This is a genomic window from Rhodopseudomonas parapalustris (assembly GCF_053772255.1).
Genome location: NZ_JAMKBZ010000020.1, coordinates 64193 through 77974 on the forward strand (window position 1 = coordinate 64193; position 13782 = coordinate 77974).

At 67.4% G+C, this 13782-nt stretch carries 13 protein-coding genes; 9 read left to right on the forward strand and 4 right to left on the reverse strand.

The window, feature by feature from the left end; translation table 11 throughout:
* The first annotated feature begins 126 nt into the window (after positions 1-126).
* From lspA to mutL, 6 genes are all read left to right on the forward strand, one after another.
* A complete protein-coding gene (gene lspA, locus M9H71_RS17385; protein ID WP_455406206.1) occupies positions 127-621 on the forward strand; it encodes a signal peptidase II in 495 nt (164 codons plus the stop codon).
* An 81-nt stretch (positions 622-702) separates the two neighbouring features.
* The gene (locus M9H71_RS17390) at positions 703-1419 is read left to right on the forward strand and encodes a hypothetical protein (protein ID WP_455406207.1); all 717 of its coding nucleotides are present in this window, start codon (positions 703-705) and stop codon (positions 1417-1419) included.
* Between the two features lie 169 nt (positions 1420-1588).
* Complete coding sequence (locus M9H71_RS17395) at positions 1589-2980, forward strand: M16 family metallopeptidase (protein ID WP_455406208.1); 1392 nt, start codon at positions 1589-1591, stop codon at positions 2978-2980.
* Complete coding sequence (locus M9H71_RS17400) at positions 2977-4365, forward strand: M16 family metallopeptidase (protein ID WP_455406209.1); 1389 nt, start codon at positions 2977-2979, stop codon at positions 4363-4365. The genes M9H71_RS17395 and M9H71_RS17400 overlap by 4 nt, the downstream gene beginning before the upstream one ends.
* 151 nt (positions 4366-4516) lie before the next feature.
* Positions 4517-4936 carry an alternative ribosome rescue aminoacyl-tRNA hydrolase ArfB gene (gene arfB / locus M9H71_RS17405; protein ID WP_013504239.1) on the forward strand — a complete coding sequence of 140 codons (420 nt, stop codon included), beginning with the start codon at positions 4517-4519 and terminating at the stop codon, positions 4934-4936.
* Between the two features lie 212 nt (positions 4937-5148).
* Positions 5149-6936, forward strand: a complete 1788-nt coding sequence (mutL, locus tag M9H71_RS17410) for a DNA mismatch repair endonuclease MutL (RefSeq protein WP_455406210.1) — start codon at positions 5149-5151, stop codon at positions 6934-6936.
* Between the two features lie 266 nt (positions 6937-7202).
* Here the strand turns inward: mutL and M9H71_RS17415 are convergent, their stop codons facing one another.
* Complete coding sequence (locus tag M9H71_RS17415) at positions 7203-8315, reverse strand: branched-chain amino acid aminotransferase (RefSeq protein WP_455406211.1); 1113 nt, start codon at positions 8313-8315, stop codon at positions 7203-7205.
* A 282-nt stretch (positions 8316-8597) separates the two neighbouring features.
* On the opposite strand from M9H71_RS17415, the gene M9H71_RS17420 reads away from it, so the two are divergent.
* The 3 genes from M9H71_RS17420 to M9H71_RS17430 all read left to right on the forward strand — a co-directional run bounded on the left by M9H71_RS17420 (position 8598) and on the right by M9H71_RS17430 (position 11541).
* Positions 8598-9152, forward strand: coding sequence for a MarR family winged helix-turn-helix transcriptional regulator (locus M9H71_RS17420; RefSeq protein WP_455406212.1), 555 nt, complete (start codon positions 8598-8600; stop codon positions 9150-9152).
* Positions 9149-9871 carry a response regulator gene (locus M9H71_RS17425; RefSeq protein ID WP_455406213.1) on the forward strand — a complete coding sequence of 241 codons (723 nt, stop codon included), beginning with the start codon at positions 9149-9151 and terminating at the stop codon, positions 9869-9871. Before M9H71_RS17420 ends, M9H71_RS17425 begins: the two co-directional genes overlap by 4 nt.
* 281 nt (positions 9872-10152) lie before the next feature.
* The gene (locus M9H71_RS17430) at positions 10153-11541 is read left to right on the forward strand and encodes an ATP-binding protein (protein ID WP_455406214.1); all 1389 of its coding nucleotides are present in this window, start codon (positions 10153-10155) and stop codon (positions 11539-11541) included.
* A 167-nt stretch (positions 11542-11708) separates the two neighbouring features.
* Here M9H71_RS17430 and proC read toward each other — a convergent pair whose 3' ends face one another.
* The 3 genes from proC to M9H71_RS17445 all read right to left on the reverse strand — a co-directional run bounded on the left by proC (position 11709) and on the right by M9H71_RS17445 (position 13576).
* The gene (proC, locus tag M9H71_RS17435; RefSeq protein ID WP_455406215.1) at positions 11709-12551 is read right to left on the reverse strand and encodes a pyrroline-5-carboxylate reductase; all 843 of its coding nucleotides are present in this window, start codon (positions 12549-12551) and stop codon (positions 11709-11711) included.
* 99 nt (positions 12552-12650) lie between these two features.
* A complete protein-coding gene (locus tag M9H71_RS17440; RefSeq protein ID WP_455406216.1) occupies positions 12651-13079 on the reverse strand; it encodes a GNAT family N-acetyltransferase in 429 nt (142 codons plus the stop codon).
* Positions 13076-13576: a YbjN domain-containing protein gene (locus M9H71_RS17445; RefSeq protein ID WP_455406217.1), complete on the reverse strand. Its 501-nt coding sequence runs from the start codon at positions 13574-13576 to the stop codon at positions 13076-13078. Before M9H71_RS17445 ends, M9H71_RS17440 begins: the two co-directional genes overlap by 4 nt.
* Between the last annotated feature and the right edge of the window lie 206 nt (positions 13577-13782).

The window sequence follows — 13782 nt, forward strand, 5'->3', positions numbered from 1 at the left end:
CCCATAACCCCTGGCGCCTGCGTTCGAGGCCAAGCCCATGACTGATGCCTCGTCTCAACCGAACCGACACGGCGTATGGGTCCCCGCCTGCGCGGGGACGACGCTTCGTGACAGGGCGGCGGCATCATGACCCCCGTCCGCCTCGGCATCCTCGCCGCCGTCGTCGCTCTGGCGCTCGATCAGGCCACCAAGCTGTGGCTGCTGTACGGGTTCGAGCTGGCACGGAAGGGCGTGGTGCCGGTGACCTCGTTCTTCGATTTGGTGCTCGCCTGGAACACCGGCATTTCCTACGGCTGGTTCGCCGGGCAGGGGCCGACCGGGCAGATGCTGATGCTGGCGTTCAAGGCGGTGGCGATCGTGGCGCTGGCGATCTGGATGGCGCGCTCCACCACCAGGCTTGCGACGATCGGTCTCGGGCTGATCATCGGCGGCGCGATCGGCAATGCGATCGATCGGCTGGCCTATGGCGCGGTGGTCGATTTCGCGCTGTTTCACGTCGAAATCGCCGGAAAAACCTACAACTGGTACGTGTTCAACATCGCCGACGTCGCGATTGTTGTCGGGGTGGCGGCCCTGCTGTATGACTCCCTCATAGGGCTACCCGCCGCAAAAGCGCCCTGATCCCGGCCGATACCGACCGCGCGGAATTGGGGCGCCTTCCGGGTTGCGGCCAGACCGCAAGACGTGAATAGGATCAACGCCATGCGCCAGACCGACAGCCGCCTTTCGACGCCGGAGACGTCCACCGCCGCGTTGCTCCGCACCGCCCGGGTCGCCGCCGTTGCCCTCGGGGTCGGCATCGTGCTGACGGCCGGGATCGCCCGCGCTCAGGAAGAGCAGGACGACTCCACCTTCGAGGAAAAGATCATCAAGGGCCTGATGTCCGGCATCGGCGCCACCAACATGGACAATTCCGGCATCAACTATCGCGAGCGCTCGCCGCTGGTGGTGCCGCCGAAGCTCGATCTGCCGCCGCCTGAAACCGCTTCGACGGCGGCGCCTGCGCCGAACTGGCCGAAGGACGCCGATCTGCAGCGCCGCAAGGAGATCAAGGCGGCCGAGGCCAAGTCGAAGCCGACGCCGTGGGAAGCCGCCCAGCCGCTCTCTCCGTCGCAGCTCAAATCGGTTCGCGCCGATTCCAACAAGGGCGGCAACGATCCGATGCAGCCCGGCAACCAGCAGAACAATCCGATGCTGAGCCCGTCGCAGCTCGGCTTCAACGGCTCGCTGTGGAGCGTGTTCGGCGGCAACAAGACCGAAACCGCGACCTTTACCGGCGAACCGCCCCGCGAGAGCCTGACCGAGCCGCCGGTCGGCTATCAGACGCCGTCGTCGAACTTCGCTTACGGCACCGGGCCGAAGGAAGCGCTCGGCAACAAGCGGATCGACATCATGACGGGCAAAGAAACCAGCAATTGAGTCTGGTTGCCGTCCGTCACGCTCCAATTCGGCCCGCCGCCTCGCGCGGCAACTCCGTGTCTCGTGTCGTCGAAAGCGCGCACGTCCGTGCCGCCGCGGACGCGTCGCGCCCGTTTCAGTCGGGCGCGCGTCCGGCTTGATCCGTCCTCCAGCCAGGATGATGCCTGATATGAACGCATCCGCCGTCTCGCGCCGCCGCCCGCTCGCAGCACTCGCCGTTCTCGCCGCCCTGCTGGTCGGTGCGCCGGCTGCTGCGCAGACCGTCACCGCCGTACCGCCGACGACCTTCACGCTGCAGAACGGGCTGCGGGTGGTGGTGATCCCGGATCACCGCACCCCGGTGGTGACACAGATGATCTGGTACAAGGTCGGCTCGGCCGACGAGACTCCGGGCAAATCGGGGCTGGCGCATTTCCTCGAACATCTGATGTTCAAGGGCACCGAAAAGCATCCGGCCGGCGAGTTCTCGCAGACCGTGCTGAAGATCGGCGGCAACGAGAACGCCTTCACCTCCTACGACTTCACCGGTTACTTCCAGCGGGTGCCGCGTCCCTATCTCGAACAGATGATGGCGTTCGAAGCCGACCGCATGACCGGCCTGGTGTTGAAGGACGAGAACGTGCTGCCCGAGCGCGACGTCGTGCTCGAAGAATACAACATGCGCGTCGCCAACAGTCCGGATGCCCGGCTCACCGAGCAGGTCATGGCGGCGCTGTATCTCAACCATCCCTACGGCCGGCCGGTGATCGGCTGGCATCAGGAGATCGCCAAGCTCGATCGCGACGACGCGCTGACGTTCTATCGCCGGTTCTACGCGCCGAACAACGCCACGCTGGTGATCGCTGGCGACGTCGAGGCCGACGAGGTCCGTCCGCTCGCTGAACGGATCTATGGGGTGATCCCGGCGCAGCCGGCGATCCCGGCGCAGCGAATTCGCCCGCAGGAGCCGACGCCGGCCGGACCGCGCACGGTGACGCTGGCAGACCCGCGCGTCGAGCAGCCTGCTGTGCGCCGCTATTATCTGGTGCCGTCGGCCCATACCGGCGCCAAGGGCGACAGCGCCGCGCTGGAAGTGCTGGCGCAACTGCTCGGCCAGGGCAGTAATTCGTATCTGTACCGCGCACTGGTGATCGACAATCCGCTGGCGATCTCGGTCGGCGCCAACTACCAGGGCAATGCGCTCGACGACAGCTACTTCATCGTCGCCGGCACGCCGAAGCCGGGGGTCGAATTCTCGGCGATCGAGAAGAAGATCGACGAGGTGATTGCCGATCTCGTCACCCATCCGGTCCGCTCCGAGGATCTGGAGCGGGTCAAGACCCAGCTCATCGCTGCCGCGGTCTACGCCCAGGACAATCAGACCACCCTGGCGCGCTGGTACGGCCAGGCGCTGACCACCGGGCTGAGCGTGCAGGACGTGCAGAGCTGGCCCGCGCGCATCCGCGCCGTCACCTCCGACGACGTCCGCGCGGCGGCCAAACAATGGCTCGACCGCAACCGTTCGGCCACCGGCTATCTGATCAACGGACCTGCCGCCAAGCAGGAGGAGAAGCGCTCGTGAGCATCGACCTGACTTCGGCGCGGCGCCTCGCGCTCTCCGCCTGCGTCGGCCTCGCGGTCGCGCTGTCCGCCGCGCCTTCCTACGCCGCCGCGAAGATCCAGCGCCTCGTCACCCCCGGCGGGCTGGTGGCGTGGTTCGTCCAGGACGCCACCGTGCCGCTGATCTCGATGGAGATCTCGTTCGACGGCGGCTCCAGTCAGGACCCCGCCGACAAGCCGGGCGTCGGCCACATGGTCGCGAACCTGATCGACGAAGGCTCGGGCGATATGGATTCGGCGACCTTCCACGAACGGCTGGATCGCCGCGCCATCCAACTGTCCTATTCGGTGAATCGCGATCACTTCCGCGGCTCGCTGCGGATGCTGAAGGAGGATCGCGACGAGGCGTTCGGCCTGCTGCGGACCTCGCTGACCAAGCCGCGGTTCGAGCCGAAGGATGTCGAGCGGATCCGCGCCCAACTGATCTCGACGCTGCGCCGCCAGTCGCTCGATCCGAACAATCTGGCGAGCCGCAAGTTTCTCGAAGTCGCGTTCGGTGACCATCCCTACGGCCGGCCTTCGACAGGCACGCTGGAAAGCCTGCCCAAGGTGACGATCGACGACATGAAGGCCTATGTCGGCCATGTGCTGGCGAAGGACACGCTGAAGATCGCGGTGGTCGGCGACATCGACGCCGATGCGCTCGCCAAGCTGCTCGACGATACCTTCGGCAGCCTGCCGGCCAAGGCGCAGCTCACGCCGGTGCCGGACGTGGTTGCCACCAAGCCGCCGGAGCGGACCAATGTCACGCTCGACGTGCCGCAGACTGTGGTGATGTTCGGCGGGCCCGGCATCAAGCGGCACGATCCGGACTTCATGGCGGCCTACGTCGTCAATCACATCCTCGGCGGCGGCTCGCTGTCGTCGCGGCTGTACAGCGAAGTGCGCGAGAAGCGCGGGCTGGCCTACTCGATCTACGAGCAGCTGCTGTGGATGCAGCATTCGGCGCTGTTCATCGGCTCGACCGGCACCCGCGCCGACCGCGCCACCGAAACCATCGACGCCGTTACCGCCGAGGTGAAGCGGATCGCGGGCGAGGGGCCGAGCGAGAAGGAGCTGGCCGAAGCCAAGTCCTATATCAACGGCTCGCAGATGCTGTCGCTCGACACCTCCGCCAAGCTGGCTCAGGCGCTGCTGCAGTATCAGAACGACGGCATGCCGATCGACTACATCGACAAGCGCAGCGACATCGTCAATGCGGTCACGCTCGCCGACGCCAAGCGCGCCGCGCAGCGGCTGTGGTCGAACGGCCTGCTCACCGTCGTGGTCGGCCGCCAGCCGCAGGCCGCCGCCCAGCCCAACATGGTGAAACCCGCCGGCGCCCCGCCTCCGGCGCGGGCCAATTAGCAACACGCTCAGACTCGCATTCGCCGCAACCTCTCCCCGAGGCACAGTTGAACCTCTCCCCGCGCGCGGGGAGAGGGGGCGGAAGCGGCGCGACCGTGCTACACAGCGGGCCGCCGTGCGGTCCGCGCGGCATCAACCGTTTTGGTGCCCCATGCTGCGGATCAGCCGCAACCTCGTGATCGAGGACGACGACATCGAGATCAGCTTCATCCGCGCCTCCGGGCCGGGCGGGCAGAACGTCAACAAGCTCGCCACTGCGGCGCAGCTTCGGTTCGACACCGCCAGGATCGCGCTGCCGGAAGACGCGGCGGCGCGCCTCGTCGGTCTGGCCGGCCAGCGCATGACCAAGGACGGCGTCATCGTCATCCGCGCCGACCGCTATCGCACCCAGGAACGCAACAAGGCCGACGCGCTGGAGCGGCTCGAAGAGCTGCTGAAAGCCTCGCTGGTCCGCCCGATTCCCCGCCGCGCCACCCGGCCGACGCTCGGCTCGAAGAAGCGCCGCCTCGAAGGCAAGAAGCGCCGCGGCGATATCAAGGCCGGGCGCAGCGGCAAGAGCTTCGACGATTGAGTGAAAGTTCCCCTCCCCCTTGCGGGGAGGGTGGCCGGCCGTAAGGCCGGTCAGGTGGGGGTAAGCCCCAAGCGCAGTGCCCGGGGCCCCCCCCCACCCCGGCCTCCGCTTCCGCTCGGCCGACCCTCCCCGCTGGGGGGGATCGGCAGCGCTAGCGTCGCAATTCCTCCTTCGCTCCCCTAAAGTCCGCGCTCTGCCAACCGAGTCGCCGCATGCCCGTTCGCCAGCTTCCCGAAACCATCGTCAACCGCATCGCTGCCGGCGAGGTGGTGGAGCGGCCGGCGAGTGTGGTGAAGGAGCTGGTCGAGAACGCGATCGATGCCGGCGCCAGCCGGATCGACATCTTTTCGGACGGCGGCGGGCGGCGGAAGATCGTGATTGCCGACGACGGCTCCGGCATGACGGCAGCCGATCTCGCCCTCGCGGTCGATCGCCATGCCACCTCCAAGCTCGACGACGAGGACCTGCTGGCGATCCGCACCCTCGGCTTTCGCGGCGAGGCGCTGCCGTCGATCGGCGCGGTGGCGAAGCTGTCGATCACCACGCGGCACGCCGCCGAGCCGCACGCCTGGAGCCTGCGCGTCGAGGGCGGCGACAAGAGCCCCATCGCGCCGGCGGCGCTGACGCAGGGAACGCGGGTCGAGGTCGCCGATCTGTTCTTTGCCACGCCGGCGCGGCTGAAATTTCTCAAGACCGACCGCACCGAGGCCGAGGCGATCCGCGAAGTGGTGCGACGGCTCGCCATGGCGCGGCCGGACGTTGCCTTCACGCTCGCCGGCGAAGAGCGTGCGCCGGTGACCTGGGGGGCAGCGCTGCCCGGTGCGCCGGGGCAATTGATCCGGCTCGGCGATATTCTTGGCGCGGATTTCCGCGCCAATGCCATCGAGGTCCGCGCCGAGCGCGAGGGCGTGGTGGTCGAAGGCTTCGCGGCGTCGCCGGCGCTGACCAAGGCCAATGCGCTCGGCCAGTATCTGTTCGTCAACGGCCGCCCGGTGCGCGACAAGCTGATCTTGGGAGCGGTGCGCGCCGCCTATTCGGATTACTTGCCGCGCGACCGCCATCCGGTGGTGGCGCTGTTCGTCACGCTGGATAGCCGCGAGGTCGACGCCAACGTGCATCCGGCCAAGACCGAGGTGCGGTTCCGCAATGCGGGCCTCGTCCGCGCGCTGATCGTGCACGCGCTGAAGGAAGGCCTCGCGCGCGAAGGCCGTCGCACCGCCGCCAACAGCGCCGGCAGCGTGATCTCGACGTTTCGCCCCGCTTCGATGCCGCCGGCGAATTGGGACTGGCGCTCGTCGCCGTCCTATCCAGTCGGCGGCAGCGCGGCGCCGTCGTTCGCCGAGCGCGCGCAGGCGGCGTTCGATGTCGGCGCGCCGAGCGCCGACATCCGCCCGCAGGAAATGACGCCGGATCTGCTCGACCGGCCGCTCGGCGCGGCGCGCACCCAGATCCACGAGACCTACATCGTGTCGCAGACCCGCGATGGCTTGATCGTGATCGATCAGCACGCGGCGCACGAGCGCATCGTCTATGAGCGGCTCAAAGCCTCGCTCGACGCCAACGGCGTGCAGCGGCAGATCCTGCTGATCCCCGACATCGTCGAGATGGACGAAGCGACGGTCGAGCGTCTGGTCGCGCGGGCCGAGGAGCTGGCGAAGTTCGGCCTCGTGATCGAGAGCTTCGGCCCCGGCGCCGTGGCGGTGCGCGAAACGCCGTCGCTGCTCGGCAAGACCGATGCGTCAGGTCTGCTCCGCGATCTCGCCGAGCACATGGCCGAGTGGGACGAAGCGCTGCCGCTGGAGCGCCGCCTGATGCACGTCGCCGCCACCATGGCCTGCCACGGCTCGGTGCGGGCAGGGCGCGTGCTCAAGCCCGAAGAGATGAACGCGCTCTTGCGCGAGATGGAAGCGACGCCGAACTCCGGCCAATGCAACCACGGCCGCCCGACCTATGTCGAACTGACGCTGACCGATATCGAGAAGCTGTTCGGGCGAAGGTAGTTGCCGTCTGTGCGTCCGCGTATTGCCTGTGCCCCGAGCCCCGCGCGCTCCCTCTCCCGCCTGCGGGAGAGGGTTGGGGTGAGGGCGCCCCAGGCAGTGAGTCAGCGGTCCGCGGAGAGGAGTGCCCTCACCCGGATCGCTGCGCGATCCGACCTCTCCCGCAAGCGGGAGAGGTTGCGCTGCGGTCGGGTCTGAAGGTTGTTCCTAAAGAGATTCCGGGTTCGCTGACTTCGTCAGCGCCCCGGAATGACTCGTGACAAGGTGCCTCAGAACACCTTCTTGATCCAGCCGTGCTTGTCCTCGGCGCGGCCGTATTGGATGTCGACGAGCTGTTTGCGCAGGCCCATCGCCACTTCGCCGGCCTGGCCGCCGTTGATGGTGAAGTCGCCGTGGTTCGAGCACACCTTGCCGATCGGCGAGATCACCGCGGCGGTGCCGCAGGCGAACGCTTCCTTGAGCTTGCCGCTGGCGGCGTCGGCGCGCCACTGCTCGATCGTGTACGGCTCCTCGCGCACGGTGCGGCCGGCGGCGCGCGCCAGCGTGATGATCGAGTCGCGGGTGATGCCGGGCAGGATGGTGCCGAGCGGCGGCGTGGTCAGCGAGCCGTCGTCGAACACGAAGAACACGTTCATGCCGCCGAGCTCTTCGACGTAGCGGCGCTCCAGCGCATCGAGGAACACCACCTGATCGCAACCGCGTTCGATCGCTTCGGCCTGGGCGCGCAGGCTGGCCGCGTAGTTGCCGCCGCACTTGACGCCGCCGGTGCCGCCGACCGCCGCGCGGGTGTAATTCTCCGACACCCAGATTGACACCGGCGCCGGGCCGCCCTTGAAGTACGAGCCGACCGGCGAGGCGATCACCGCGAAGATGTACTCCGCCGACGGCTTGACGCCGAGGAACACTTCGCTGGCGATCATGAACGGGCGCAGATACAGGCTGCCTTCGCCGCCCGGAATCCAACTCCGGTCGATCTTGACGATCTGTTCCACCGCTTCGATGAACACCGTCTCCGGCAGCTGAGCCATCGCCATGCGGTCGGCCGAGTCGCGGAAGCGGCGGGCGTTGGCGTCGGGGCGGAACAGATTCACGCCGCCGTCGTCGCGCTTATAGGCCTTGAGGCCTTCGAAGATTTCCTGCGCATAGTGCAGCACCGCGGTCGCGGTGTGCAGCGGGAAGTTGGACCGAGCCTCGACCCGCGCGCCGTTCCAGCCGTTGGTCTGGTCGTAGCGGACCACGGCCATGTGGTCGGTGAAGACGCGGCCGAAGCCGGGGTTGGCCAGCTTGGCGGTGCGATCGGCGTCCGGCGTCGGGCTGGTCGTGGGCTGCACCTCGAAATCCAGCCAGAGCGAGCCGTCCATCTTGTCGAACGAAACTCCCATCGATCCTCTCCTCGATCGGCGCGCCTGCGGGTGGCCGTGGTTGTGGCGGATCCGGCTACGCGAGCCGGCCGCAAGGGTGGTTATCGGTCCCGGCGGTGGCCGGGAGATGTTTTGGCGGAATTGCCGAACTCCGCTAATGTTTCGGCCGAGCCGTCCGACCATCGCATGCAGGCCGCCGGGCAGCTTCCTTTATCGGACTGCACGGGCACGGGTCGCAAGCGGAATAGTCGATTATTTCGTCTTGGTCGGCGGTTTTGTAACATAAAGACCTGATATGTCAACATGGCTGACATAAATTTCAACGAGATGATCCGACCGTCCGGCGACCGCTCGGCTGAGCCGGCGGCGGGGACCGATCCGCGGCCGCCACGCTGGGATATCGTCGAGCTGCTGTTCTTCGCCTATCGCGACTTCGTCGGCGACGCCGACCATGTGCTGGAGGCGTTCGGCTTCGGCCGCGCCCATCACCGCGTGGTGCATTTCGTCTGCCGCTATCCCGGCCTGACGGTGGCCGATCTGCTCGACGTGCTGCGGATCACCAAGCAGTCGCTCAGCCGGGTGCTGAAGCAACTGCTGGACGAGGGCTACATCGTGCAGAAGGCCGGCGACAGCGACCGCCGCCAGCGCCTTCTTTTCGCCACCGCAAAGGGCGAGGCGCTGGTGGAGAAACTGGCCCGGCTGCAGACCGAACGGATCGATCGCGCGCTGCGCGACCTCGGTCCCGGCGGCGCCGAGACGGTCGGCAAATTCCTCCGCGCCATGATCGATCGGGATGATCCGGACAAGGTGCTCCAGACCATCCTGCACGGCGGCGCCATCGCAAAGGATGTGACGTGATCCAGCTCGCAACATTGGCGAAGAAACCGGTCCGGCCCGCCGACGATGCGCCGCATCTGTTGCTGGTCGACGACGACCGCCGCATCCGCGATCTGCTGTCGCGGTTTCTCGCCTCCGAGGGCTATCGCGTCACCACCGCGCAGAGCGTGCGCGACGCCCGTGCCAAGCTGGCCGGACTCGATTTCGATCTCTTGATCCTCGATGTGATGATGCCGGGCGAGACCGGTTTCGATCTCGCCCGTTCGATCCGCCTGACGTCCGACGTGCCGATCGTGATGCTGACCGCCCGGCACGAGGCGGAGAGCCGGATCGAGGGCCTGCAGATCGGCGCCGACGACTACGTCGCCAAGCCGTTCGAGCCGCGCGAATTGCTGCTGCGGATCGGCAACATCCTCAAGCGCACCGCGCCCGCTCCCGCCGCCAAGGCCGAGACGGTGGCGTTCGGGCCGTATGTGTTTCACATCGAGCGCGGCGAACTGCGTCAGGGCGAGGAGATCGTCCACCTCACCGACCGCGAGCGCGACATGCTGCGGATGCTGGCGGCGGTCCCCGGCGAGACAGTGCCGCGCGGCGATCTGTCCGGCGCCGGCAATGCCAACGAGCGCGCCGTCGACGTCCAGATCAACCGCCTTCGCCGTAAGATCGAACGCGATCCCGCCAACCCGCTGTTCCTCCAAGCCGTCCGCGGCATCGGCTACCGCCTGGTGGCGGCGCCGTAGCTCCTGATTAGTTTCGTGATGAGCAGAGCTTTGCCCCAGGCACCGTGCAACCTCTCTCCGCCCTGCGCGGGGAGAGGTCGGCGCGCGTTCGCGCGCCGGGTGAGGGGCCGGGCAGGGCGCTTGTCACAGGCTCGGCGTTTCTTGGAGAGGCAGCAGCCCCTCACCCCAACCCTCTCCCCGCAAGGGCGGGGCGAGGGAGCTCGCCGTGCGCGGGGCGAGGGCATTGCTTTCAGCATTGACGCTGAAAACGGCGTTGCGCGTTCTATCCAGCGGGCCGCGTCATGAGTACGCTCGACACCGGGCTGACGCTGATCCGCTCCGCCTATGGGCGGGTGTCGGCGGCCAATGGTTACTTGGGCCAGCGCTTCAACGACTTCATGCCGAAGGGGCTGTATGCCCGTGCGCTGCTGATCATCATCGTGCCGATGGTGCTGTTGCAGTCGGTGATCGCCTTCGTGTTCATGGAGCGGCACTGGAACACGGTGACGCAGCGGTTGTCGGCGGCGGTGGTGCAGGACATTGCGACGCTGATCGACGTCTACAAGAGCTATCCGCAGGACAAGGACAAGGCGGTGCTGCGCCGGATCGCGCAGAGTCGGCTCGGCCTGGTGGTGGATTTCCTCGGCCCCGGAGAGATGCCGCCGCCGGGCCCGAAACCGTTCTTCTCGCTGCTCGATCAGTCGATCAGCAAGCAGATCAGCAAGCAGATCGCGCGGCCGTTCTGGATCGACACTGTCGGCCGCTCCAATCTGGTCGAGATCCGGATCCAGCTCGACGACGCGGTGATGCGGGTGTTCGCCCTGCGCAGCGCCGCCTACGCGTCGAATTCCGAGATCTTCCTGTTGTGGATGGTCGGCACCTCGACCGTGCTGCTGATCGTCGCGGTGCTGTTCCTGCGCAATCAGATCCGCCCGATCCTGCGCCTCGCCGACGCCGCCGAGAGCTTCGGCAAGGGCCGCGACGTGCCGAACTTCCGGCCGCGCGGCGCGCGCGAAGTGCGGCGGGCCGCCCACGCCTTCATCGAGATGAAAGCCCGCGTCGAGCGCTCGATCGAGCAGCGCACCGCGATGCTGGCCGGCGTCAGCCACGATCTGCGCACGATCCTCACCCGCTTCAAGCTCGAGCTCGAACTGATCGGCGAAGCGCCGGAGACCGAGGGCATGCGCAAGGACGTCGATGAGATGTCGGCGATGCTCGAGGCCTACCTGGCGTTCGCCCGCGGCGACAGCGGCGAGCCGTCGCTGCCGACCGACATGGCGGCGGCGCTCGAAGAGCTGCGCTCCGACGCCGAACGTCACGGCCATCTCGTCAGCGTGGCCTTCACCGGCCAGCCGGTGGTGACGGTGAAACCGGCATCGTTCAAGCGCTGCCTCGCCAATCTGGTGTCGAACGCCGCGCGCCATGCCCACACCATCGCCATCACCGGGCAGCGCGATCACCGCTATCTGACGGTGACAATCGATGACGACGGTCCCGGCATTCCGACGGCGATGCGCGAGGAAGTGTTCAAGCCGTTCCTGCGGCTCGACGACGCCCGCAACCAGGACGAAGGCGGCACCGGCCTCGGCCTCGCCATCGCCCGCGACATCGCCCGCTCGCACGGCGGCGACATCACGCTGGGCGACAGCCCGATGGGCGGCCTGCGCGCGATCGTGCGGGTGCCGGTGTAGTTCTATTCGTGTAGTTCGTCGGCGTCTCCCTATCCTCAACCGTCATCACCCGCGCATGCGGGTGATCCAGTATTCCAGAGCGCCAGTTATTTCACACGAGCGCTCTTCAATACTGGGTCGCCCGGACAAGCCGGGCGATGACGTGGGTGTGTGTGGAAGCGCCCTGCCTACTTCGCCAATTCCTTCGACCGCTTCGTTGCTGCAGCGACCGCGCGGGTCAGCAGCGGGCGGAAGCCATCCTCCGCCATCAGCACGTCGAGCGCGGCGGCGGTGGTGCCGCCGGGGGAGGTGACGTTCTTGCGCAGCGTTGCGGCGTCGAGGTCGGAGCGGTGCAGCAGTTCGCCGGAGCCGGCGACGGTGGCGCGCGCCAGCGTCATCGCGAGCTCTTCCGGCAGGCCGGCTTCGACGCCAGCGCGGGCGAGTTCTTCGGCGAGCAGGAACACGTAGGCCGGCCCCGAGCCCGACACTGCGGTAACGGCATCGATCAGCGCCTCGTCCTCGACCCATTCGACGCCGCCGGTGGCGCGCAGCAGTGCATCGGCAATGCCGCGCTGGGCGGGCGTGACGTTAGCGGCCGCGACTGCGACGGTGATGCCGCGCCCGATCGCGGCCGGCGTGTTCGGCATCGCGCGGACGACGTGGCCGCCGAGCTGGGCGGACAGCGCAGCGATCGGCTTGCCGGCCATGATCGACACCACCAGGGTCGACGGCCCGACATAGCCGCGCAGCGCGGTGGCGGCTTCGGCGAACATCTGCGGCTTCACCGCGACCACCAGCGTCGACACCGCGCCGACATCGGCCGCGGAGGCGTTGAGGCGGACACCGCGCGCGCTCAGCGCCGCGATGTCGTCTGTGGGATGCGGCTCGATCACCACGACGTCGCCGCCGTCCAGCCCTTGCGCCAGCCAGCCGGTGAGCAGTGCGCCGCCCATCTTGCCGGCGCCGGCCAGTACCACGGTGCCGCCGAGCTGTTGCAGGGGAGATTTCGAGGACGTGATCATCGCAAGCATCCATCCGCACCGCGACGGCGGTGCGTTCTGACCGGGTTTTATGGGATGCGCGAAGGGGTCACAAGCGCCGTGCGCAGCCGCCTGCGCCGGCCCGAACGATCACAGCGTCTTCATGAAGAACAGGCGCTGCGAGCCGCGCGGATGGTCCGCGATGCGACCGAACTCCTGATAGCCGTGCTTGCGATAGAAGTCCGGCGCCTGGAACTGATAGGTGTCGAGCCACACCCCGGCGCAGCCACGCTCTTTCGCGAGCTGTTCGGCGCGGCCGAGCAGCTCGGTGCCGAGCCCGCCGCGGCGCGCCGTGTCCGGCAGCGCGAGCAGTTCGACGAACAGCCAATCGTAGACGATCCGGCCCCACAGGCCGCCGACGGTCTCGCCGGTGTCCGGGTCTTCGACGACTAAGCAGACTTGCTGAAAGCCGGAAGGTCCACCGGCCTGCTCATTGTAGGCGATCAGCGCGCGCAGGATCGCGGCGCGGTCGAGCTCTGAGGCATCGTCGCGGACGACGATACGCAGCTCTTGGCTCACGCCTCGCCCTGAGTGTCGAACATCGCCGCGCTCATCGCTTCGGCGGCAGTCTTGCCGGCCCACACCGTAAACTGGATCGCCGGATAGTAGCGTTCGCAGGCGTGGATCGCGCTGACCAGCATGGTCTCGCACTGCGCTTCGGTGGCGGCCAGACCGCCCGGCAGCACCAGTGCCTGGCGGTACATCACAGTACCGGTGTGATTCCACACGTCGAAATGTCCGACCCAGAGCTGTTCGTTGACCGCTGCGATCAGTCGCAGCGTTTCATTGCGCCGCGCCGCCGGCACCTTCATGTCGAAGGCGCAGGCCAGATGCAGCGCTTCGATTTCGTGCATCCAGGTGAACGACAGCGTGTAGTCGGTCCACTGGCCCTTGGCGACGATAGTGATTTCATCTTCGCCGGAGCGCTCGAAAGCGAGGTCGTTCGACGCGGCGATGTCTTCGACCACCGCGAGCGGATTGTTTCGTGACTCGATGATGCCTTCGAGCAAGGGCATGCCGTCTCGACCTTACGTTGGAATATGCTGATACGCATGAGGCAGGCCGGTACGCGCCTGTACCCGTGCTCGCGTCGGATGGATTAGTTCCGGACGAACCGAGGTTGCACAGATGAAATGATGTGATTTGCGGAATCCGTGCAATCCCGCGCTTCGCCAATTCCACAACCAAAGAGTAACCCGTCCACAGCCCAGCGAGCAGCACG

Excerpts from the sequence above, each read along its gene's own strand:
- lspA (WP_455406206.1), top strand. The coding sequence starts at position 127 with ATGACCCCCGTCCGCCTCGGCATCCTCGCCGCCGTCGTCGCTCTGGCG.
- M9H71_RS17390 (WP_455406207.1), top strand. The coding sequence starts at position 703 with ATGCGCCAGACCGACAGCCGCCTTTCGACGCCGGAGACGTCCACCGCC.
- M9H71_RS17395 (WP_455406208.1), top strand. The coding sequence starts at position 1,589 with ATGAACGCATCCGCCGTCTCGCGCCGCCGCCCGCTCGCAGCACTCGCC.
- arfB (WP_013504239.1), top strand. The coding sequence starts at position 4,517 with ATGCTGCGGATCAGCCGCAACCTCGTGATCGAGGACGACGACATCGAG.
- mutL (WP_455406210.1), top strand. The coding sequence starts at position 5,149 with ATGCCCGTTCGCCAGCTTCCCGAAACCATCGTCAACCGCATCGCTGCC.
- M9H71_RS17415 (WP_455406211.1), bottom strand. The coding sequence starts at position 8,315 with ATGGGAGTTTCGTTCGACAAGATGGACGGCTCGCTCTGGCTGGATTTC.
- M9H71_RS17420 (WP_455406212.1), top strand. The coding sequence starts at position 8,598 with ATGGCTGACATAAATTTCAACGAGATGATCCGACCGTCCGGCGACCGC.
- M9H71_RS17430 (WP_455406214.1), top strand. The coding sequence starts at position 10,153 with ATGAGTACGCTCGACACCGGGCTGACGCTGATCCGCTCCGCCTATGGG.
- proC (WP_455406215.1), bottom strand. The coding sequence starts at position 12,551 with ATGCTTGCGATGATCACGTCCTCGAAATCTCCCCTGCAACAGCTCGGC.
- M9H71_RS17445 (WP_455406217.1), bottom strand. The coding sequence starts at position 13,576 with ATGCCCTTGCTCGAAGGCATCATCGAGTCACGAAACAATCCGCTCGCG.